Annotated in this window: 19 protein-coding genes; 18 read left to right on the top strand and 1 reads right to left on the bottom strand. The window is 61.8% G+C overall.

The features are described 5' to 3' along the window. Nucleotides 1-61 precede the first annotated feature (61 nt). Complete coding sequence (locus COW1_RS03580) at nt 62-1,012, bottom strand: TauD/TfdA family dioxygenase (protein WP_231971492.1); 951 nt, start codon at nt 1,010-1,012, stop codon at nt 62-64. Between the two features lie 483 nt (nt 1,013-1,495). Here COW1_RS03580 and dsrA point away from each other — a divergent pair, with 483 nt between their 5' ends. From dsrA to COW1_RS03490, 18 genes are all read left to right on the top strand, one after another. Next, complete coding sequence (dsrA, locus tag COW1_RS03575; protein ID WP_096366427.1) at nt 1,496-2,755, top strand: dissimilatory-type sulfite reductase subunit alpha; 1,260 nt, start codon at nt 1,496-1,498, stop codon at nt 2,753-2,755. An 87-nt stretch (nt 2,756-2,842) separates the two neighbouring features. Then, nucleotides 2,843-3,919: a dissimilatory-type sulfite reductase subunit beta gene (gene dsrB, locus COW1_RS03570; RefSeq protein WP_096366428.1), complete on the top strand. Its 1,077-nt coding sequence runs from the start codon at nt 2,843-2,845 to the stop codon at nt 3,917-3,919. 120 nt (nt 3,920-4,039) lie between these two features. Continuing rightward, on the top strand, nt 4,040-4,432 hold the full coding sequence (tusD, locus tag COW1_RS03565) for a sulfurtransferase complex subunit TusD (RefSeq protein WP_096366429.1): 393 nt from the start codon (nt 4,040-4,042) through the stop codon (nt 4,430-4,432). Between the two features lie 28 nt (nt 4,433-4,460). Then, entirely contained in the window at nt 4,461-4,877 is a 417-nt protein-coding gene (gene tusC / locus COW1_RS03560; protein ID WP_096366430.1) for a sulfurtransferase complex subunit TusC, read from the top strand. Between the two features lie 17 nt (nt 4,878-4,894). Next, nucleotides 4,895-5,203: a sulfurtransferase complex subunit TusB gene (gene tusB, locus COW1_RS03555; protein WP_096366431.1), complete on the top strand. Its 309-nt coding sequence runs from the start codon at nt 4,895-4,897 to the stop codon at nt 5,201-5,203. Nucleotides 5,204-5,247: 44 nt separating this feature from the next. Continuing rightward, nucleotides 5,248-5,580, top strand: a complete 333-nt coding sequence (locus COW1_RS03550; RefSeq protein WP_096366432.1) for a TusE/DsrC/DsvC family sulfur relay protein — start codon at nt 5,248-5,250, stop codon at nt 5,578-5,580. An 80-nt stretch (nt 5,581-5,660) separates the two neighbouring features. Further along, nucleotides 5,661-6,389, top strand: a complete 729-nt coding sequence (locus COW1_RS03545) for a respiratory nitrate reductase subunit gamma (RefSeq protein ID WP_096366433.1) — start codon at nt 5,661-5,663, stop codon at nt 6,387-6,389. A 47-nt stretch (nt 6,390-6,436) separates the two neighbouring features. After that, on the top strand, nt 6,437-7,960 hold the full coding sequence (gene dsrK / locus COW1_RS03540; RefSeq protein ID WP_096366434.1) for a sulfate reduction electron transfer complex DsrMKJOP subunit DsrK: 1,524 nt from the start codon (nt 6,437-6,439) through the stop codon (nt 7,958-7,960). A gap of 87 nt (nt 7,961-8,047) precedes the next feature. Then, nucleotides 8,048-10,000 (top strand): NAD(P)-binding protein, encoded by a 1,953-nt coding sequence (locus COW1_RS03535; protein ID WP_201345449.1) that lies wholly within the window; start codon nt 8,048-8,050, stop codon nt 9,998-10,000. Nucleotides 10,001-10,033: 33 nt separating this feature from the next. Next, entirely contained in the window at nt 10,034-10,543 is a 510-nt protein-coding gene (locus COW1_RS03530) for a hypothetical protein (RefSeq protein WP_157745591.1), read from the top strand. Continuing rightward, nucleotides 10,540-11,307, top strand: coding sequence for a sulfate reduction electron transfer complex DsrMKJOP subunit DsrO (dsrO, locus tag COW1_RS03525; protein ID WP_096366437.1), 768 nt, complete (start codon nt 10,540-10,542; stop codon nt 11,305-11,307). The genes COW1_RS03530 and dsrO overlap by 4 nt, the downstream gene beginning before the upstream one ends. Nucleotides 11,308-11,346: 39 nt before the next feature. Further along, nucleotides 11,347-12,591: an NrfD/PsrC family molybdoenzyme membrane anchor subunit gene (gene nrfD / locus COW1_RS03520; RefSeq protein ID WP_201345448.1), complete on the top strand. Its 1,245-nt coding sequence runs from the start codon at nt 11,347-11,349 to the stop codon at nt 12,589-12,591. A 77-nt stretch (nt 12,592-12,668) separates the two neighbouring features. Next, nucleotides 12,669-14,051 (top strand): cobyrinate a,c-diamide synthase, encoded by a 1,383-nt coding sequence (locus COW1_RS03515; RefSeq protein WP_201345447.1) that lies wholly within the window; start codon nt 12,669-12,671, stop codon nt 14,049-14,051. Nucleotides 14,052-14,134: 83 nt separating this feature from the next. Beyond that, a complete protein-coding gene (locus COW1_RS03510) occupies nt 14,135-14,455 on the top strand; it encodes an iron-sulfur cluster assembly accessory protein (protein WP_096366439.1) in 321 nt (106 codons plus the stop codon). Nucleotides 14,456-14,612: 157 nt separating this feature from the next. Then, nucleotides 14,613-16,259: a histidine kinase gene (locus tag COW1_RS03505; protein ID WP_096366440.1), complete on the top strand. Its 1,647-nt coding sequence runs from the start codon at nt 14,613-14,615 to the stop codon at nt 16,257-16,259. Beyond that, nucleotides 16,256-16,939 (top strand): response regulator, encoded by a 684-nt coding sequence (locus COW1_RS03500; protein WP_096366441.1) that lies wholly within the window; start codon nt 16,256-16,258, stop codon nt 16,937-16,939. Before COW1_RS03505 ends, COW1_RS03500 begins: the two co-directional genes overlap by 4 nt. 28 nt (nt 16,940-16,967) lie before the next feature. Next, nucleotides 16,968-17,438 (top strand): rhodanese-like domain-containing protein, encoded by a 471-nt coding sequence (locus COW1_RS03495; RefSeq protein ID WP_096366442.1) that lies wholly within the window; start codon nt 16,968-16,970, stop codon nt 17,436-17,438. A gap of 50 nt (nt 17,439-17,488) precedes the next feature. Continuing rightward, on the top strand, nt 17,489-19,453 hold the full coding sequence (locus COW1_RS03490; protein WP_096366443.1) for an alpha-amylase family protein: 1,965 nt from the start codon (nt 17,489-17,491) through the stop codon (nt 19,451-19,453). The last annotated feature ends 3 nt before the right edge of the window (nt 19,454-19,456 follow it).

Raw genomic sequence — 19,456 nt, 5'->3', positions numbered from 1 at the left:
GCCTCCTCACGTGGCCGGCGACACGGTCGCCGCCGGCCGGATCTCGTCTATGGCCATGGGCTCAGGCCGGTGGGAACACCTCCTGCAGGGCGGTGCCCGCCACCCGGTCGTAATAGCGGGCCCTGTACAGCAGGCGCCCGCGGTCCGGATCGGGATCGTCCCGAAATCCTGAGCGGTTATGTAGGGTATTATTGCAGATTATGCCCTGCCCCGACACCAGCCGATGGTGATAGACGTAGGGACAGTCCCCGCTCCAGAGCTCCTGCAGGAAGGCCGCCGCGGCCCGGGTATCGGGATCGTCCCGCCAGACGATGTTGCGGGTACGGGCGCTGTATCGCATGTGCAGGGCGCCGGTTGCCGGATCGACGGAGAATACCGGCCCGCTGTGCGCCGGTCGGATGGTCCGGCCCTGCGACACGTTGGCCGGGATGGTCATGGCGGTCGGCGCCATCAGGGCCCGGATCCAGGCCGGATTGGCATCACGTATCAATATATATGCAAGTTCGTGATCCAGGAACGCACTCTCCCCGCCTGCGGCCGCCGGACGCACGCAGTGCATGACAATTCCCCGGATCTGCTGATCCGGGGAATTGTAATAGCCGTCGGTATGCCAACTCAGGCGCCGGTCGGTGTAGGGAATGTACTCGCCCTTGGCGCCGTCGCTGGAGACCTGCAACGAGGTGATGCTGTCAGCATCGGCGCACAGATTGCCGTCCAGCCGCTCCAGACCGAACTGTCGGCCCAGGGCGCGGATCGCGTGCTTGTCGGTGATGGCCGGATCGAACTGGTACAGCACCAGATTGACCCGCTGCAGACGATCCAGCATGGCCGCGTGCTCGGCGGGCGTCAGCCGCCGGGGATCGGCCAGCGACACCACCAGTTCGGCCGACGCCGGCAGGCGTGCCAGCTTGAGCTCGCGCCAGACCGCGTAGGCCGCCGCAGCCTCGGGATCGAAGGGGTTGCCCGGCAGTGAGGTCGCGGCAGTCATCTCGGGGGAGGCGGATATACCCATGGTCAAACGATTCTCCGGGGCATTCGGAACGCGGCTATTCTAGGGTGGGCAGGATGCTAAAAACCAGCCGTCTGTCCGGCTCGCGGCAGGCTCGGCGGCAGCTTGAGCGGGACGATTTTGTAAGTATATAATTAAACATTGATTATTTAAAATTCCCCGACAGAGAGCCTGCCAATATCCTGTCGTGGACCGGAATGGGGGACATTGCACACCTACTCCATTTGGGATAGTCTACTGCGGCCCAAACACCCCATGGGTAGGGTATTCACTTCGCGCTCAGGTACATAGACTTCCCAGCACGGAAAATCGGAGTGCTCAAGAAGGGTATCAGCACGCACGATTTGCACGCGGCCCGTGAGAAGCGGTCCGCGATCGACGTGGTACTCAAATAGAATTTAGATGTTGTAGTGGAACGGGTGCCGGCGGTGTTGTTCAAGGCGCCCGAAATGCACAACCAGCCATTCCAAACTCAAGGAGACCGACATGGCCGATAAGCACCATGAAACTCCGATGCTTGACGAACTGGAAAACGGCCCGTGGCCGAGCTTCATTTCCGGTATCAAGCGTCTGCGCGACACCCATGACAGCGACCGTATTCGCGGCATGGCCAACTCCCTGCTTGGTCAGCTCGAGCATTCTTATGAGACCCGCAAGGGCTACTGGAAAGGCGGTACGGTTTCCGTGTTCGGTTACGGCGGCGGCATCATCCCGCGTTTCTCCGAAGTCGGTCACGCCTTCCAGGAATCCAAGGAATTCCATACCCTGCGTGTGCAGCCGCCCGCAGGCAACATGTACACCACCGACATGCTGCGCCAGCTGGCCGACAGCTGGGAGAAGCACGGTTCCGGCCTGGTGACCTTCCACGGCCAGACCGGCAACATCATGTTCATCGGCACCAACACCGATGGCACCCAGCACTTCTTCGACGAGATCAATGACTACGGCTGGGACCTGGGTGGTGCCGGTCCGTGCGTGCGTACCGGCATGTCCTGCGTCGGTGCCGCCCGCTGCGAGATGTCCTGCGCCAACGAGCAGGTCATCCACCGCAAACTGCTGAACAACTTCACCGACGACGTGCACCGTCCGGCCCTGCCGTACAAGTTCAAGTTCAAGGTCTCCGGCTGCCCGAACGACTGCCAGAACGCCATCGAGCGTTCCGACTTCGCCATCATCGGCACCTGGCGCGACGAGATGCAGATCGACCAGGACGAAGTCAAGAACTACGTCGAGGCCAAGGGTCGCCAGTACATCATCGACAACGTCATCTCCCGTTGCCCGACCAACTGCATCAGCCTGAACGACGACGACACCATCACCGTCGACGATCACAACTGCGTACGCTGCATGCACTGCCTGAACGTCATGCCGAAGGCCCTGCACCCCGGCAACGACAAGGGCGTCACCATCCTGATCGGCGGCAAGCGCACCCTCAAGATCGGCGATCTGATGGGCACCGTCGTGGTTCCGTTCATGAAGCTGGAGAACGAGGAAGACTACGAGCGCATCACCGAGATGGGTGAGGAAATCATCGACTTCTGGGCCGAGAACGGTCTGGAGCACGAGCGCTGCGGCGAGATGATCGAGCGTATCGGCCTGGTCAACTTCCTCGAGGGCATCGGCATCGATCCCGACCCGAACATGGTTGCCTATCCGCGCCAGGTCTCCTACGTCCGCATGGACGGCTGGGACGAGGAAGCCGAGAAGTGGTTCCAGCGCAAGCAGGAACAGAAGGCTGCCAGCTGAGCAGGTCTCCAGTCTGCAATGGACCGGGGGCGCATCCCGCCCCCGGATCAAAACCGAGTTGTATTAATTTAAGTTCAGGAGAAGTCCATGGCACTTGAAGACATGCGCCAGCCGATCGAATCCGGCTGCCCTGACGGCTTCCAGTACACCCACCCGGTCATGATGAAGAACTATGGCCAGTGGAAGTGGCACGATCACCCGCGTCCGGGCGTGCTGCGTCACGTCGCCTACAGCGGCGACACCATCTGGACCGTCAAGGCCGGCACCCAGCGTATCCTCGACGTTTTCACCCTGCGCAAGCTGTGCGACATCGGCGATCAGTACGCCGACGGCTATGTCCGTTTCACCCTGCGCTCCAACATCGAGTACATGGTCACCGACGAGGCCAAGGTCGAGCCGCTGATCAAGGCACTGGAAGACGCCGGTTTCATCGTCGGCGGCACCGCCAACTCCGTATCCATGATCTCGCACACCCAGGGCTGGCTGCACTGCGACATCCCCGGCACCGACGCCTCCGGCGTGGTCAAGGCGATGATGGACGAGCTCATCGACGAGTTCCGCAACTGCAACATGCCCAACCGTGTGCACCTGACCACTTCCTGCTGCCAGATCAACTGCGGCGGTCAGGGCGACATCGCCATCAACGTCCAGCACACCAAGCCGCCGAAGATCAATCACGACCTGGTCTCCAACGTCTGCGAGCGTCCCTCCGTGGTTGCCCGCTGCCCGGTGGCAGCCATTCGTCCGGCCATGGTCAACGGCAAGCCCTCGCTGGAAGTTGACGAGAAGAAGTGCATCTGCTGCGGCGCCTGCTATCCGCCCTGCCCCCCGATGCAGATCAACGATGCCGAGCACACCAAGCTCGCCATCTGGGTGGGCGGCAATCACTCCAACGCCCGCGGCAAGCCGACCTTCCAGAAGCTGGTCGCTGCCGGCATCCCCAACAACCCGCCGCGCTGGCCCGAGGCAACCGCCATCGTCAAGCGCATCCTGAACGCCTACAAGGAAGGCGCCAAGGACTGGGAGCGCATCAACGACTGGATCGAGCGCATCGGCTGGCCCCGCTTCTTCGAGGTCACCGGCCTGCCGTTCACCAAGTACCACATCGACAACTGGAGAGGTGCGCGCAACAGCCTGAACGCCTCCACCCACATCCGCTTCTGAGCGGTCGGGTAGACAGGCTGTGCCAGTCGGTCAGGGTGCGGTTAGTGCACGGCGCTAACCGCACCACTTTAATCAGCTGACCGAATTGGATGTGCAACGAGTAGCGAAGGACGGAAGTAGATGAAACTCGCGGTAATGGTAAACGAAGGCCCCTATCAGCATCAGAGCGCGGACAGCGCCCTGCAGTTCACCAGGGCTGCGCTGGAAAAGGGCCATGAGGTGTTTCGTGTGTTCTTCTACCACGACGGTGTGAACAACGGCACACGGTTCGGCGTACCGCCCCAGGACGATCGCAACATCACCGTGCAGTGGTCCGAACTGGCCGAGAAACACAACATCGACCTGGTCGTATGTGTGGCCGCAGCCCAGCGCCGCGGCATCCTCGACGAGAACGAAGCCAAGCGTCACGGCAAGGACGGCGACAACATCGCCAACGGCTTCCGGATTTCGGGTCTGGGTCAGCTGATCGAGGCCGGCATCCAGTGCGACCGTCTGGTCGTGTTCGGTGATTGAGAGTTACTGACTAGAAGGTTTCAGAACTATGGAAAACGAGGGCGGTATCAAGAAGTTCATGTATGTGAACCGTAAGGCACCTTACGGGACCATTTACGCACTCGAATCCCTGGAGGTGGTCCTGATCGGCGCCGCTTTCGATCAGGATGTCAGCCTGGCATTCCTGGACGACGGTGTCTATCAGCTGGCCAAGGGCCAGGACACCAAGGACATCGGCATGAAGAACTTCTCGCCGATCTACAAGGTTCTCGGGGATTACGACATCAACAAGCTGTATGTCGAGAAGGAATCACTCGAAGCCCGCGGTCTCAGCCTCGACGACCTGCAGGAAATCACGTACGAGGACGAGGATGATGACTGGGAAGAAAAGCCCTCCATCCGTGTGGTCAGCGCCGACGAGCTGCGCGACCTGATGGATGAGCAGGACGTCGTTCTCAGTTTCTAATCAAGGGAGATTCAGTGATGGCAATGCTGCATACAGTCAACAAATCACCTTTCGAGAATCGCTCCCTGGATTCCTGCCTCGGCCGCATCAAGGACGGCGCCGCCGTGCTGCTGTTCGAGGACGCGGTCTATGGCGCGATGAAAGGCACCGCCGTTGCGGGCAAGGTTCAGTCCGCAATGGAGAAGAGCAAAGTCTACGTGTTAGGTCCTGATCTCAGGGCACGTGGTATGAGTGAGGATCAGGTCCTGGACGGTATCAACGTCGTCGATTACGGCGGATTCGTTGACCTGGTCACTGAACATGACAATGTTCAGGCCTGGCTCTAACGTCTTTTTTTCATTTTTGCTCCAACAGCACGAGGAGATCGATCATGGCAATCGAAGTAAACGGCAAGACCTTTGAGACCGATGAAGAGGGTTACCTGGCCAACCTGAACGACTGGGAGCCCGAAGTGGCGACCGCCATGGCCAAGGAAGACGGCACCGACCTGACCGAGAACCACTGGGAAGTGATCAACTTCCTGCGCGAGTACTATGAAGAGTACCAGATCGCTCCTGCAGTGCGCGTTCTGACCAAGGCCATCGGCAAGAAGCTGGGCAAGGAAAAGGGCAACAGCAAGTACCTCTACGAACTGTTCCCGTACGGCCCGGCCAAGCAGGCCTGCAAGTACGCTGGTCTGCCGAAGCCGACCGGCTGCGTCTGATCACGACACATTCGTGATTGCCGGGGGAGGTATTCCCTCCCCCATCATTACTACAGAATTGCAACAGTGAGGAGACGACGGTGTCGTTTGTGAGTATCGCTTACACCGCGCTGTTTTATGCCGCAGCGATCGTTTTTCTGGTTGGGGTGGGCGCGCGGATTTACCGCTACGCCAAGACACCGGCACCGCTGAAGATCCCCACCACGCCGGCACCCACGACCACGGGCGGCGTTGTTCTGCGCATGTTCCGCGAAGTCGTTTTCTTCCAGAGCCTGTTCCGCTCCAACAAGTGGATCTGGCTGTTCGGCTGGATCTTTCACTTCTCACTGTTACTGGTGCTGCTGCGCCACATCCGTTATTTCCAGGATCAGGTCTGGCTCTGGGTCACCCTGATCCAGCCCTTCGGTAAATACGCCGCCTTCGGCATGATCATCGGCCTGCTCGGCCTGTGGGCACGGCGCATCCTGGTTGACCGTGTGCGCTACATCAGCGCGCCGTCCGACCACCTGATGCTGGCCCTGCTGGTCGGCATCGGCCTCAGCGGCATGATGATGACCTTCGTCTCGCACACCGACATCGTGTCAGTCAAGGCGTTCTTCCTGGGTATGATGCGTTTCTCGCCGCAGGAACTGCCGACCGATCCGGCCCTGCTGATTCATCTGTTCCTGGTGGCAATGCTGCTGATCGTGTTCCCCATCAGCAAACTGCTGCACGCCCCCGGTGTATTCTTCAGCCCGACCCGAAATCAGGTCGACAACCCGCGCGAAAAGCGGCACCTGGCCCCCTGGGCCGCCGAGCTGGAAAAATAATCGCAGAGACTGTGACACCTTTGCGGCAGTAGACTTAGGAGCGAACCGTGGCTGATTTTGACGTACCCAAATTCAGAGAAATCCCCATCATCCCGAAGCTGCAGGAAGGGACGATGGAGCACAGCAAGCCGTATGTCGCCAAGGCCGACTTCCAGCAGCCGCTTGGCTATCCCGGCGAACTGCTGGACAACTGGAAGGAGGTCGCCATCGACAAGATGGGCGAACTGCTCGGTAAATACCGTTCCTTCCAGGTGTTTCTGGACGCCTGCGTCAAGTGCGGCGCCTGCACCGACAAGTGCCACTACTACCTCGGCACGACCGACCCCAAGAACATGCCGGTCGGCCGTCAGGACCTGCTGCGCAAGGTCTACCGTCGCTACTTCACCTTCGCGGGCAAGTACTTTCCCAAGCTGGTCGGCGCCCAGGACCTGACCGAGGAAGTGCTGGACGACTGGTACAGCTATTTCCATCAGTGCTCGCAGTGCCGGCGCTGCTCCGTGTTCTGCCCCTACGGCATCGACACCGCCGAGATCTCCATGGCCGCGCGCGAGATCATGGACGCGGTCGGCAAGGGCCAGAAGTACTGCAACGAGATCATCGGCAAGGTATTCAAGGTCGGCAACAACCTCGGCCTGCCGCAGCCCGCACTCGAGAATACGCTGGAGGGGATCGAAGAGGATGTCGAGGATGACACCGGCGTCAAGGTGCGCTACCCGCTGGACGAGAAAGGCGCCGAGGTCCTGCTGGTCACGCCGTCAGCCGACTTCTTCGCCGAACCCCACGTCGACGGCCTGATCGGCTACGGCAAGGTCTTCCACGAGGCCGGCATCAGCTGGACCCTGAGCTCGCACGCCTCCGAGGCGGCCAACTTCGGCATGTTCATCGGCTCCTACGAGAACATGAAGCGCGTGTCCATGCGCATCCGCGAGGCCGCGCTGGATCTGGGCGTGAAGCGCATCATCTTCGGCGAGTGCGGCCATGCCTGGCGCGTGGCCTACAGCTTCCTCAACACCCTGGCCGGGCCGTTCGACTTCCTTGATCCGAACTACCCGGTACCGCAGCATATCTGCGAGTTCACGCACGATCTGATCAAGCAGGGCAAGCTGAACCTGGACAAGTCGCGCAACGATGACATGATCCTGACCTACCACGACTCCTGCAATGTCTCCCGTGCCTCGCGCATGGGTGACATGCCCGGCGGTCAGTTCACCATTCCGCGCGACATCATCAGGGCCAGCTGCAACAACTACTACGATATGTCCGCTGACACCATCTATGACAGCACCTACTGCTGCGGCGGCGGCGGCGGTCTGCTGACCGATGATTTGATGGAGTTGCGCGTCAAGGGCGCGCTGCCCCGCATGGAAGCGCTCAAGAAAGTTGTGGACGAACACGGCGTCACGCACATGGCCGCGATCTGCGCCATCTGCAAGAGCCAGTTCGCGAAGGTAATGCCGTACTACGGCTTCACCCTCGACCAGATCGTCAGTGTCCACCAGCTGGTCAGCAACGCGCTGATTCTGACCGGCCAGAAATCGGACGATGACGAGGACGAAGGTGACGAGGATTGATTTGCTTGCAGTAATTCGGACGTATAATTTTTAATCTCTAGATACGAATACCGGCATACCGGGTTCACCTAGATCAGGAGAACAGGCATGGCAACTTCCCAAGACGATATGAAACTCACTTTCCGCAAGTTCGAGGACGGCGAACACACCTGGAGCAGCATGCACGACAAGATTTTCGTCGCCGACGAATCTCACAAGTGCCCTGTTTACGTCCACCGTACGCCGCCCTGCCAGGGAAGCTGTCCGTCGGGTGAAGACATCCGCGGCTGGCTGCAGATCGTGCGCGGCATCGAGAAGCCGCCCCAGGATGTCAGCATGCATGAATACGCCTTCCGGCGTCTGACCGAATCCAACCCCTTCCCCGCCATGATGGGCCGTGTCTGCCCGGCCCCGTGTCAGGATGGCTGCAACCGCAACGAGGTCGAGGATTTCGTCGGCATCAATGCCGTCGAGCAGTACATCGGCGACAGTGCAGTCACGAACGACTTCAAGTATGAAGCCCCGGCGCTCAAGACCGAGAAGAAGGTCGCCATCATCGGCGGCGGCCCGGCCGGCATGTCCGCGGCCTATCACCTGCGCCGCCGCGGTATCGCCAGCTGCATCTTCGATGATCACGACAAGCTCGGCGGCATGATGGAGTACGGCATCCCCGGTTACCGTATCCCGCGCACCCACCTGACCCACGAGATCAACCGCATCGTCGAGATGGGCGACATCGAGGTCCGCACCAACACCCGCGTGGGCAAGGACGTGACCGTCGAGGAACTGGAGAAGGAATTCGACGCCATCCTGTGGGCCATCGGCTGCAAGACCGGCCGCGGCCTGCCCGTCGAGGGCTGGGAAGGCACCCCGAACTGCGTCTCCGGTGTCGCCTTCCTCGAGGCCTACAACAAGGGCGACCTGCAGGTCACCGCCGACAAGGTGGTCTGCGTGGGTGGTGGTGACACCTCCATTGACGTGGTCTCCGTGGCCCGCCGCCTGGGCAAGATCTCCACCATCAACGAGAAGGAGCGTCCGGAAGAGGTCATCCACGGCTACACCGCTCACGACGCCGCCCTGACCGCGGCGCGCGAAGGCGCCGAGGTCACCCTGACCGCGCTGTTCCCGAAGGAAGAGATGACCGCCACCGAGCACGAGGTGCGTGATGCCCTGCACGAGGGTGTCACCATTCTCAACGAGGTCATGCCCATCGCCCTGGTCAAGGACGACAGCGGCCGCGCCACCGCGCTGCGCATGGCCAAGTGCGAGATCAAGGATGGCCGTCCGACCCCGGTCGAAGGCACCGAGTTCGACATCGAGGCCGACCTGATCGTGTCCGCCATCGGTCAGGGCGGTGACCTGGTCGGTCTGGAGGACTTCGACAATGGCCGCGGCCTGATGGATTCGGATCAGTTCTACCAGATCCCGAACCGTCCGGGTCACTTCGTCGCCGGCGACATCATCCGCCCGCACCTGCTGACCACCGCCATCGGCCAGGCCTCCATCGCGGCCGAGAGCATCGAGCACTATCTGAAGAACGAGTCGCAGGTCAAGCGTCCGAAGGTCGACAAGCACCACTTCAACCTGCTGTCCAAGCTGAACGAAGCGCACCTGTCGCCCATCGAGTTCCACGCAAACGAGGGTGATCTGCGCGGCACCTCCAGCGCCAAGTACGCGGTGCACAACTACGAGGACCGTGCCAGCTCCGAAATCATCCCGCACGACAAGCTGTTCCTGGGGCATTTCGGCTACGAGCCGCGTCTCAAGCGCAAGGAACACGGTCCGGGCGCCGAGGAAGTGCTGGGTCACTTCGAGGAACGCTACGACTGCTACACCGATGAAGAGGCCAAGGCCGAGGCCGACCGCTGCATGAGCTGCGGCATGTGCTTCGAGTGCGACAACTGCGTCATCTACTGCCCGCAGGACGCCGTCTATCGCGTCAAGAAGGATGAGGCGACCACCGGCCGCTACGTCGCTACCGACTACGATCGCTGCATCGGCTGCCACATCTGCTCGGATGTCTGCCCCACCGGCTACATCGATATGGCGATGGGTGAGTAAGTCGATCCCTACAGCAGCAGTTTAGGAGCGGACATGACGCGGTTGTTTCAATCCCTGCAGTCACTGGCTCTCGCAACCGGGATGGCCTTTCTGGCCATCCCGCTGCTTGCCAGCGCCGAGGTACCCCGGCCGGACATCCCCGAGGCCAATGCCCGCTACAGCGAGGCCCAGGGCTGTGTCGAGCCGACCGAGGAGATGCGCAAGAACCACATGGAGTACATCCTCCACCAGCGCGACGAGACCATGCGCCGGGGCGTACGCACCAAGCAGTACAGCCTGGAGGAATGCATCAACTGCCATGTCCCGAAACCTGAATCGGGTAAGGTTGTGCGCAGCGACAGCAAGGAGCATTTCTGCAGCAGCTGTCACAGCTATGCCGCGGTGAAGATCGACTGCTTCTCCTGTCATCGGGATACGCCGATGCCGGATGCCGATACCACCATGCATCGGCTGGGCAGCGGCAAGGCCCATCACTTCACCGGGACAGAAGCCGAACTGACCGCGGATGCTCTGCGGGCAGTAACGGAGGAAGGACTGCAATGAGCGAGCATGTAGACACCTCACGCCGCCGCTTCCTCGGCGGGACTGCCGGTGCCGCCGCCGGCATCAGCATTGCCCCCGGCGTGTTTCTCAACCAGGTCGCGCAGGCCAAGCCCGCCGATCAGCCCGTCTCCAGTGACAATCGCTGGGGCATGCTGATCGATACCAACAAGTGCGGCGACGGTTGCGATGCGTGCGTGCGCGGCTGCATGGAGGAAAACGGCTGGGGCGATATCCACAACAGCGAGCCGCACTCCTCGCCCGAGCAGAAGGCGCAGTGGATCCGCATTGTCGAACTGCGCGATACCAGCACGGGCTACGCCCATCAGCTGCCGCTGATGTGCCAGCACTGCAAACATCCGCCCTGCGTGGACGTCTGCCCGACCGGTGCCTCCATGAAACGCGCCGACGGCATCGTGCTGGTCGACAAGCATATCTGCATCGGCTGCCGTTACTGCATGATGGCCTGCCCCTATAAGGCGCGTTCCTTCATCCACGAGGATCTGCAGGATCAGCTGGTCGTCGCTCCGCGCGGCAAGGGCACGGTGGAAAGCTGCACCCTGTGCGTTCATCGTGTCGACAAGGACGGGGCCGATGCCGTACCCGCCTGTGCCGAGGCCTGTGCCGCCGAAGGTCACGACGCCTTCGTCTTCGGGGATATGAACGATCCGAACAGCGAGATATCGCGTCAACTGGCACTGCACGGCGGCACCCAGATCCGTGCCGACCTGGGACTCGACCTGGGTGTACGCTATCGCGGCATCTGAACCCTCCTCCAAGACGCACAAGCATAAGAGCCAGGATCCATGAAGAAGACAATCCATTTCAGAGAAGTAACGAACAATGGAACGGGCTACTGGGGCCTGATCGGCATCCTCGGCCTGATCGTGGCCATCGGCCTGGGTGCCGCCTATTACATGGAACACCATGGCCATTATGTCACGGGGATGAACAACCAGATCGTGTGGGGCACCCCGCACGTCTTCGCTGTTTTCCTCATTGTTGCCGCCTCCGGGGCCCTGAATGTCGCCTCCATCGGTTCCGTATTCGGCAAGGCGCCGTACAAGCCGCTGGCCCCCCTCTCCGGCCTGCTTGCCATCGCCCTGCTTGTCGGTGGTCTGGCCATTCTGGTGCTCGATCTCGGCCGTCCGGACCGTCTGATCGTCGCCATGACCTATTACAACTTCAAATCGATCTTCGCCTGGAACATCATTCTGTACAACGGCTTCATCGCCATCGTCGCCGTGTATCTGTGGATGCTGATGGACCCGTCCAAGAAGCAGTACTCATCCACGGTCGGCCTGTTCGCCTTCCTGTGGCGCCTGATCCTCACCACCGGTACCGGCTCGATCTTCGGTTTCATCGTTGCCCGCCAGGCCTACGACGCCGCCATCATGGCGCCGCTGTTCGTGGTCATGTCCTTCTCCTTCGGCCTGGCCATCTACCTGCTGGTGCTGATGGCGGCGATGAGGTGGACCGAGCGTCCCCTCGGCGATGCCCTGGTGCGCCGCCTGAAGAACCTGCTCGGCGTATTCGTCGCCGGCGTGCTGTATTTCGTGCTGGCCTACCACCTCACCAACCTCTATGCCACCGAGCATCACGCCTACGAGCATTTTCTCCTGCTCGGCGGCGGCATCTACACCCAGCTGTTCTGGATCGGCCAGATCCTGATCGGCAGCCTGGTCCCTCTGGCCATGCTGTATCACCCGAGTCTTGGCAAATCACGCGCCGCCATCGGCTGGGCCTGTGTCCTGATCATCCTCGGGGGGCTGGCGCAGATGTACACCATCATCATCGGCGGCCAGGCCTACCCACTGGTCCTGTTCCCCGGGATGGAGGTCAGCAGCAGTTTCTACGACGGCGTGGTGGCCGAGTACAGCCCCGCCCTGCCCGAGTTCCTGCTTGGCATCGGCGGCTTCGGCATTGCCCTGATCGCCGTGGCGCTGGCCGTCAAGGTCCTGCCCTTCATGCCGCAGAAGCTGGATGATGCCAGCGCCGATCCGCACCATGCCGGAAGCACCGCCGACGCCGCGGCCGGCAAAGCGGCCTGATCGCCGGATCTCCACCTCCATGCTGACAGAACGCGCGCAGCCGTCGCCGGTTGCGCGCGTTCCGTGTTTCTGAATCCATGCCCCGTTTCTATATCAGTGCCGCACACAAGTCCTCGGGCAAAACCACCCTGTCCCTGGGCCTCGCGGCGGCGCTGGCGCAGCAGGGCTTGAAGGTCCAGACCTTCAAGAAGGGACCGGACTACATCGACCCCATGTGGCTGCATGAGGCGAGCGGCCGCCCCTGCTACAACCTCGATTTCAACACCATGCAGCCGGACGAGATCCAGGCGCTGGTGGCTGCTCATCTACAGGGTGCGGACATCGGCCTGATCGAGGGCAACAAGGGTCTGTTCGACGGCATGGCGCTGGACCTGAGCAACAGCAATGCCGCGCTGGCACGCCTGCTGGAAACCCCGGTCGTGCTGGTGATCGACGTCCAGGGCATGACCCGCGGCATCGCCCCCCTGCTGCTGGGCTACCAGCAGTTCGATCCGCAGTTGCGCATCGGCGGCGTGATCCTGAACAAGGTGGCCGGCAGTCGCCACGAAACCAAGCTCCGCGAGACCGTTGAGCACTACACCGACATCCCGGTGATCGGTGCCGTGCACCGCAACCCGGCCCTGCGCATCGATGAGCGTCACCTGGGCCTGGTACCGAGCAACGAGGCCTCCGGCGCCCGCGTCCTGATCGACGGCATTGCCGCCCGGATCCGGGACGAAGTCGACCTGTCCCTGCTGCGCGGGATTGCGGCCGCAGCACCCGCACTGCCGTCCGCCTCGATCCAACCGGCGGCTGCACCGTCCCGGATAAAGGTTCGCATCGGCATTGCCCGCGACGCCGCCTTCGGCTTCTACTACCCCGATGACCTGGAGGCACTGGAAGCGGCCGGCGCCACCCTGGTCCCGATCGATACCCTCAGCGATACCGCACTGCCGGCCATCGACGGTCTGTTCATCGGCGGCGGCTTTCCGGAGACCTGCATGGACCGGCTCGCGGCCAACACGGAACTGCGCCATGCCATCCATGCCGCCATCGAGGCGGGACTGCCCGCCTATGCCGAGTGCGGCGGCCTGATGTATCTGACCCGCAGCCTGCACTGGAACGAGCGGCGGGCGGAAATGGTCGGCATCATCCCGGCCGACACCGTCATGCATCCCCGCCCACAGGGCCGCGGCTACATCGTGCTGGAAGAGGAACACCCTGCACATCCCTGGCAGGGCACCCCCCCCACCGGGGCTGTCGCCGCCCACGAATTCCACTATTCAAGGCTGGAAAATTTCAACACCGACAGCGCGACCTTCGCCTACCGGGTGCTGCGCGGCAGCGGCATCGACGGCCGGCACGACGGGTATGTCTACAAGAACCTGCTGGCCTGCTATGCCCACCTGAGGGACACCAGTCAGTATCACTGGACCGCACGGTTCGTCGACTTTGTCCGTCGCTGCAAAAACCCCACGTAACACAGGTGATGGCGACGCCGCCCCGGCAGCTGTCATAAAATAGCCTGTGAAATTCACGCATTAATCATTGCGAGGTGTCATCCATGATCACCATTACCCCCGCCGCCGCCAAACAGATCAGAGAATCGGCCAAGCAGTCGCGCATGGAGGGCATGGCCCTGCGCATCGCCGCCGACCGCCAGTCCGACGGCAGCATCCACTACGGCATGGGTTTCGATGACCTGAATCGGGATGACGACACCCGCTATACCGCGGAAGGCATCGAACTGGTCATCGCCCCCACCAGCCGCGCCCTGCTGGACGGCACCGTGGTGGACTTCGTCGAGATAGAACCCGGCCAGTTCGAATTCATTTTCATGAACCCCAATGATGCCAATTACAAGCCGCCGGAAGACGCCGGCTGAGGCTTCCCGGCGCCCATTGCGGAACCGGCGCGGAGGGTTCCCGGCGGATGTCTGCCGGCGGTGAAGGTGGTATAGTGGGTGATTCAAGTCCGTTGTTTTCGCCCCGTCTTCCAGCACCATGGCATTGATTTTAGAGGCAGTACGTCACTGAGGTCGGATGAGCCAGGAATCCCTCGAACAGACCGAAACCCGGCGCCAGCGGGAGCCGCACGCGGAGACCTCCGGCGGCGGCATTTCACTGCGCAACCGGGTACTCAACCCCCTGCTCATGCCCATGCTCGGGCTGGGGCTGACCTTCCTGCTCTCGCTCGCTCATCTGTGGCTGGCCGAACCCGGCAGCGGCTTTTACATCCTCCAGACACTTCTGGCCGTGCTGGGTCTGGTGCTCGTGATCACAGGCATCATCCTGATCCGGCATGAACTCCTGCAGCCACTGCAGGAAATCCGCTCCTGGGCGACAATGATGCTGAATAACCAGCTCTCCAGCCGGATCCCGGTCCCGACCCAGGGTCTGTTCACGGATCTGATGCACGACATCAACCAACTCAGCGATCGTTTCCAGAGCCTGGAACTGGACATGGAAACCCAGGTTCGCAAGCAGACCCGCCACATCAAGCAGAAGACCCGATCGCTGGAGATCCTCTACGACGTCGCGGCCAGCATCAACAGTTCCCGCGATCTGGATGACCTGCTGACCCGCTTCCTGCACACCCTCAAGGAGGTGGTACAGGCCCGTGCCGCGACGGTGAGACTGCAGGGCAAGGACAACCAGATGCGTCTGGTCGCCAGTCTGGGACTGAGCGAGGACATCGTGCGCAAGGAACAGTACCTGCCCTCCGATCGCTGCCTGTGCGGCCAGGCCGCCACCGAGGGGTCGGTGCAGATGCATACCAGCCTGCGCACCTGCAACCGACTGGTCGGCAGCGATTTCTTCGACAATCAGGAAATCGAGATGATTGCCGTGCCGCTGCAGTACCGTGGCCGCACCCTGGGGGTGTACAACCTGTTCGTGGACAAGAGCAACAAGCTGGACAACGGCGTGGATCGCGAGTTGCTGGTCAGCATCGGCCGTCATCTCGGCATGGCGATCGAGAAGGCCGGCGTTGACGAGGAAGCCAACCGCCTGTCCATCATCGAGGAGCGCACCCGCATCGCCCACGAACTGCATGACTCGCTGGCACAGACCCTGGCCAGCCTGCGCTTCCAGGTCCGGGTTCTGGACGAAACCCTGCACCAGGGTGATGAATCCGCCCTGTGGGCCGAACTGGAGCGCATCGAGAACAGCCTGGATGAGGCCTACACCGAATTGCGCGGACTGATCGACCATTTCAGCGCGCCCATCGACCGCCGCGGTCTCATACCGGCGGTGGAGAAGGTTATCCAGCGTTTCCGCAATGAATCCGATATTCAGATCTTCCTGCAGCAGGAATGGGGCAATCGCGAACTGCCCGACGACATGGAAATCCAGGTGCTGCGCATCATTCAGGAGGCGCTGGCCAACGTGCGCAAGCACAGCCAGGCACACGTGGTGCGCGTACTGATGCGCGGCGATGCGGTCGGCAACTATACCGTGCTGATCGAAGACGACGGGGTCGGCATGGCCAGACCCAACAAAAGCGGCGGCCCGGGCGAACATGTGGGCCTGTCCATCATGGAGGAGCGCGCCCAGCGGCTCGGTGGACGCATCCGTATCGAATCCGAGCAGGGCGAAGGCACGCGCATCCAGGTAATGTTCAAGGCACCGCCCTCGACCCAGGTCAATCTGCAGGAAGTCAACATCCCGGTGGAAAATATCTCCCGATGAGTCTGCGCGTCATACTGATTGATGATCACACCCTGTTCCGGGTCGGCCTGCAGGGCCTGCTCTCCCACCGCGGCATCGAGATCGTTGCCGCAGTGGGCGACGGCAAGGAAGGCATCCGGCTGGCCGAGGAACTCAAGCCGGATGTCGTGCTGCTGGACATGCGCATGCCTGACATGGATGGACTCGGGGTTCTGCGGCAACTGCGCCAGAGCGGACTGAAAATGCCCATCGTCATGCTCACGACCAGCAGCAACGAACAGGATCTGGTCGAATCCCTGCGCAATGGTGCCCAGGGTTATCTGATCAAGGATATCGAACCTGACGACCTGGTCGTCGCCCTGCGCGAGATCGTTGCCGGCAAGACCGTGGTCGCCCCCGACCTGGCGCCGGTGCTGGCCAAGGTGGTCCAGGGTGAGAGCATCAGCACCCATGACGCCAGCACCAGCCCCTTCGATGAGCTCACACCGCGCGAGAGCGAGATCCTCGGCCTGCTCGCGGAGGGCCAGAGTAACAAGGCGATCGCCCGCAACCTCGGCATCTCCGACGGCACCGTGAAGCTGCATGTCAAGGCAATCCTGCGCAAGCTGGGCGTCCACTCCCGGGTCGAGGCCGCCGTGATCGCAGTCGAACAGGGCCTGCGCTCCACCCGCGAGGATCTCGGCGGGCGCGAGGCCGAGTAAGCGCATAAGATTCCAAGCGGAGCACGCAATGAAGAAATACACCGATCTCATCGAGCAAGCCACCTCCCAGATCCAGGAAGTCTTTCCCTGGGACATGGAGGAACTGGAGCAGCACAAGGACAACATTCTGACGATCGACACCCGCGAGCCCCATGAATACGAAGCCATGCGCATCGAGGGTTCGCTCAACGTACCGCGCGGAATCCTGGAAACCGCCTGTGAATGGGGCTTCGACGAAACCGTCCCCGAACTGGTGGAGGCGCGCCACCGCCCGGTGGTCGTGGTGTGCCGCTCGGGCAACCGCAGCGCGCTGGCGGCCGTGACCATGCAGCAGCTCGGCTACGAGGATGTCTACTCCCTCAAGACCGGTCTGCGCGGCTGGAACGACTACGAACTGCCGCTGGTCGACAGCCAGGGCAACCGGGTCGACCCGGATGATGCCGAAGAGTACTTCACGCCCCATCTCAAACCCGAGCAGCTGCCACCGGAGCAGCGCTGAAGCCGCAGCCCGACTGGCACCACCCGCACCACAGCCGCCTGGATTGCAGTATGAACTACAGCAGTAGCGATGATGCCCGATGGCTGCAGAAACACAGCGACGCCTCCCTGCGCCGCCTGCTGCCGCGCATCGAGGAACGCTACCGGGCCCGCACCGATCCTGCCGAATGGGCCGCCTACGTTGATCGACTGAAGACCTACTTCCCCAGACTGTTCAAGCGCCTGCACGGGCTGTATGGCCAGCACTACGACTTCTTCTATCACTTGGAGAGCATCCTGGCCTCGGCCACTGAGATGTGGCTCGAACGCCCCGCCGAGCTCAAGGCACTGGACGCCATGCGCGAACTGGATCCGCACTGGTACCAGTCCAACCGCATGGTCGGCGCCATGTGCTACGTGGATCTGTTCGCCGGCGATCTCGAGCGGTTGCGGGGTCGCATTCCCTATCTCACTGAACTCGGCATCAGCTACCTCCATCTGATGCCAGTATTCAAAGTGCCGCAGGGCGACAACGACGGCGGCTACGCCGTGAGCAGCTACCGCGGGATCGAGCCCCGCCTGGGCGAGATGGAGGACCTGCGCGAACTGGCGACCGAACTGCGCCATCACGGCATTTCGCTGGTGCTGGATTTCGTCTACAACCACACCTCGGATGAGCACGAGTGGGCCCAGCAGGCACTGCGCGGCGACGAGGAATATCAGGATTATTACCGCATGTTTCCCGACCGAAGCATGCCGGACGCCTTCGAACGCAGCATGGGCGAGATCTTTCCCGAGGACCATCCGGGCGCCTTCACTTACCGCAACCGGATCAAGCGGTGGGTCTGGACCACCTTCAACACCTTTCAGTGGGATCTCAACTACGAGAACCCGGTGGTATTCAACCGCATGCTGGAAGAGATGCTGTTCCTCGCCAACCAGGGCGTCGAGATACTGCGCCTGGACGCAGTGGCCTTCCTGTGGAAGCGTCTGGGCACGGACTGCCAGAACCTTCCCGAGGCGCACTGGATCATTCAGGCCTTCAACGCGCTGGTCAGCATCGCCGCCCCGGCGATGGTATTCAAATCCGAGGCCATCGTTCATCCCGACGAGGTCAGCAAGTACATCAGCCCCGAGGAATGTCCACTCTCCTACAACCCACAGCTGATGGCCCTGCTGTGGGACGCGCTTGCGACCCGCGACGTCAGGCTGCTGCACTATGCGATGGAACGCCGCTTCGCCATCCCCGAGGGCTGCGCCTGGGTCAACTATGTACGCTGCCATGACGACATCGGCTGGGCCTTCTGCGACCGGGACGTAGCAGCGGTGGGCTTCGATCCGCGCGCACACCGGGATTTTCTCACCCGTTTCTATACCAACCGCTTTGAAGGCAGTTTCGCCCGTGGCGCTCCCTTCCAGGAAAATCCCGCCACCGGCGACGCCCGCGTCTCGGGCACCTGCGCCTCGCTGTGCGGACTGGAAAAAGCGCTCGAGGAAGACGACGCAAACGAACAGGATCTGGCTGTACGACGCATCCTGCTGTTGCACGGAGTGATCATCACCATCGGTGGCATCCCGCTGATCTACCTGGGCGATGAGATCGGCATGCTCAACGATTACAGCTACGACGAGGATCCGGGCAAGGTGGGTGACTCACGCTGGCTGCACCGCTCCACCTTCGACTGGGAGCGGGCAGAACAACGCCGCAACACCTCCACCACCGTCGGTCGTATCTACCAGGGGATCCTGCGTCTGATTCAGCTGCGCCAGCAGAATGATGCCTTCCGTCGTACCGAAACCGAGATCGTCAACACCGGCAACCGGCACGTATTCGGCTTTTTCCGCAATCATGAACAGCACAGCCTGTTCGTACTGGCCAACTTCAGCGAGCGCGAGCAGCGGCTGGAGGCGCGCTACCTGCGCATGATGGGTATGCGCAAGTCGATGGTGGACCTGTTCGCCGGTCGCACCATCATTGCCGCCCAGGAACTGGTGCTGGAGCCCTACCAGCTGATGGTCCTGTCGCGGCTGCATTGAAGG

This window comes from Thiohalobacter sp. COW1 (genome assembly GCF_016629505.1).
Classification (GTDB): Bacteria; Pseudomonadota; Gammaproteobacteria; order Thiohalobacterales; family Thiohalobacteraceae; genus Thiohalobacter; species Thiohalobacter thiocyanaticus_A.
The sequence above is the reverse complement of the archived record's forward strand: the minus strand, read 5'-3'. Positions and strand labels throughout refer to the sequence as shown.

Bases quoted from the DNA above. Each gene is read 5' to 3' on its own strand.
- COW1_RS03580 (WP_231971492.1), bottom strand. From the start codon at position 1,012: ATGGGTATATCCGCCTCCCCCGAGATGACTGCCGCGACCTCACTGCCG.
- dsrA (WP_096366427.1), top strand. From the start codon at position 1,496: ATGGCCGATAAGCACCATGAAACTCCGATGCTTGACGAACTGGAAAAC.
- dsrB (WP_096366428.1), top strand. From the start codon at position 2,843: ATGGCACTTGAAGACATGCGCCAGCCGATCGAATCCGGCTGCCCTGAC.
- tusD (WP_096366429.1), top strand. From the start codon at position 4,040: ATGAAACTCGCGGTAATGGTAAACGAAGGCCCCTATCAGCATCAGAGC.
- tusC (WP_096366430.1), top strand. From the start codon at position 4,461: ATGGAAAACGAGGGCGGTATCAAGAAGTTCATGTATGTGAACCGTAAG.
- tusB (WP_096366431.1), top strand. From the start codon at position 4,895: ATGGCAATGCTGCATACAGTCAACAAATCACCTTTCGAGAATCGCTCC.
- COW1_RS03550 (WP_096366432.1), top strand. From the start codon at position 5,248: ATGGCAATCGAAGTAAACGGCAAGACCTTTGAGACCGATGAAGAGGGT.
- COW1_RS03535 (WP_201345449.1), top strand. From the start codon at position 8,048: ATGGCAACTTCCCAAGACGATATGAAACTCACTTTCCGCAAGTTCGAG.
- COW1_RS03530 (WP_157745591.1), top strand. From the start codon at position 10,034: ATGACGCGGTTGTTTCAATCCCTGCAGTCACTGGCTCTCGCAACCGGG.
- dsrO (WP_096366437.1), top strand. From the start codon at position 10,540: ATGAGCGAGCATGTAGACACCTCACGCCGCCGCTTCCTCGGCGGGACT.
- nrfD (WP_201345448.1), top strand. From the start codon at position 11,347: ATGAAGAAGACAATCCATTTCAGAGAAGTAACGAACAATGGAACGGGC.
- COW1_RS03515 (WP_201345447.1), top strand. From the start codon at position 12,669: ATGCCCCGTTTCTATATCAGTGCCGCACACAAGTCCTCGGGCAAAACC.
- COW1_RS03510 (WP_096366439.1), top strand. From the start codon at position 14,135: ATGATCACCATTACCCCCGCCGCCGCCAAACAGATCAGAGAATCGGCC.
- COW1_RS03505 (WP_096366440.1), top strand. From the start codon at position 14,613: ATGAGCCAGGAATCCCTCGAACAGACCGAAACCCGGCGCCAGCGGGAG.
- COW1_RS03500 (WP_096366441.1), top strand. From the start codon at position 16,256: ATGAGTCTGCGCGTCATACTGATTGATGATCACACCCTGTTCCGGGTC.
- COW1_RS03495 (WP_096366442.1), top strand. From the start codon at position 16,968: ATGAAGAAATACACCGATCTCATCGAGCAAGCCACCTCCCAGATCCAG.
- COW1_RS03490 (WP_096366443.1), top strand. From the start codon at position 17,489: ATGAACTACAGCAGTAGCGATGATGCCCGATGGCTGCAGAAACACAGC.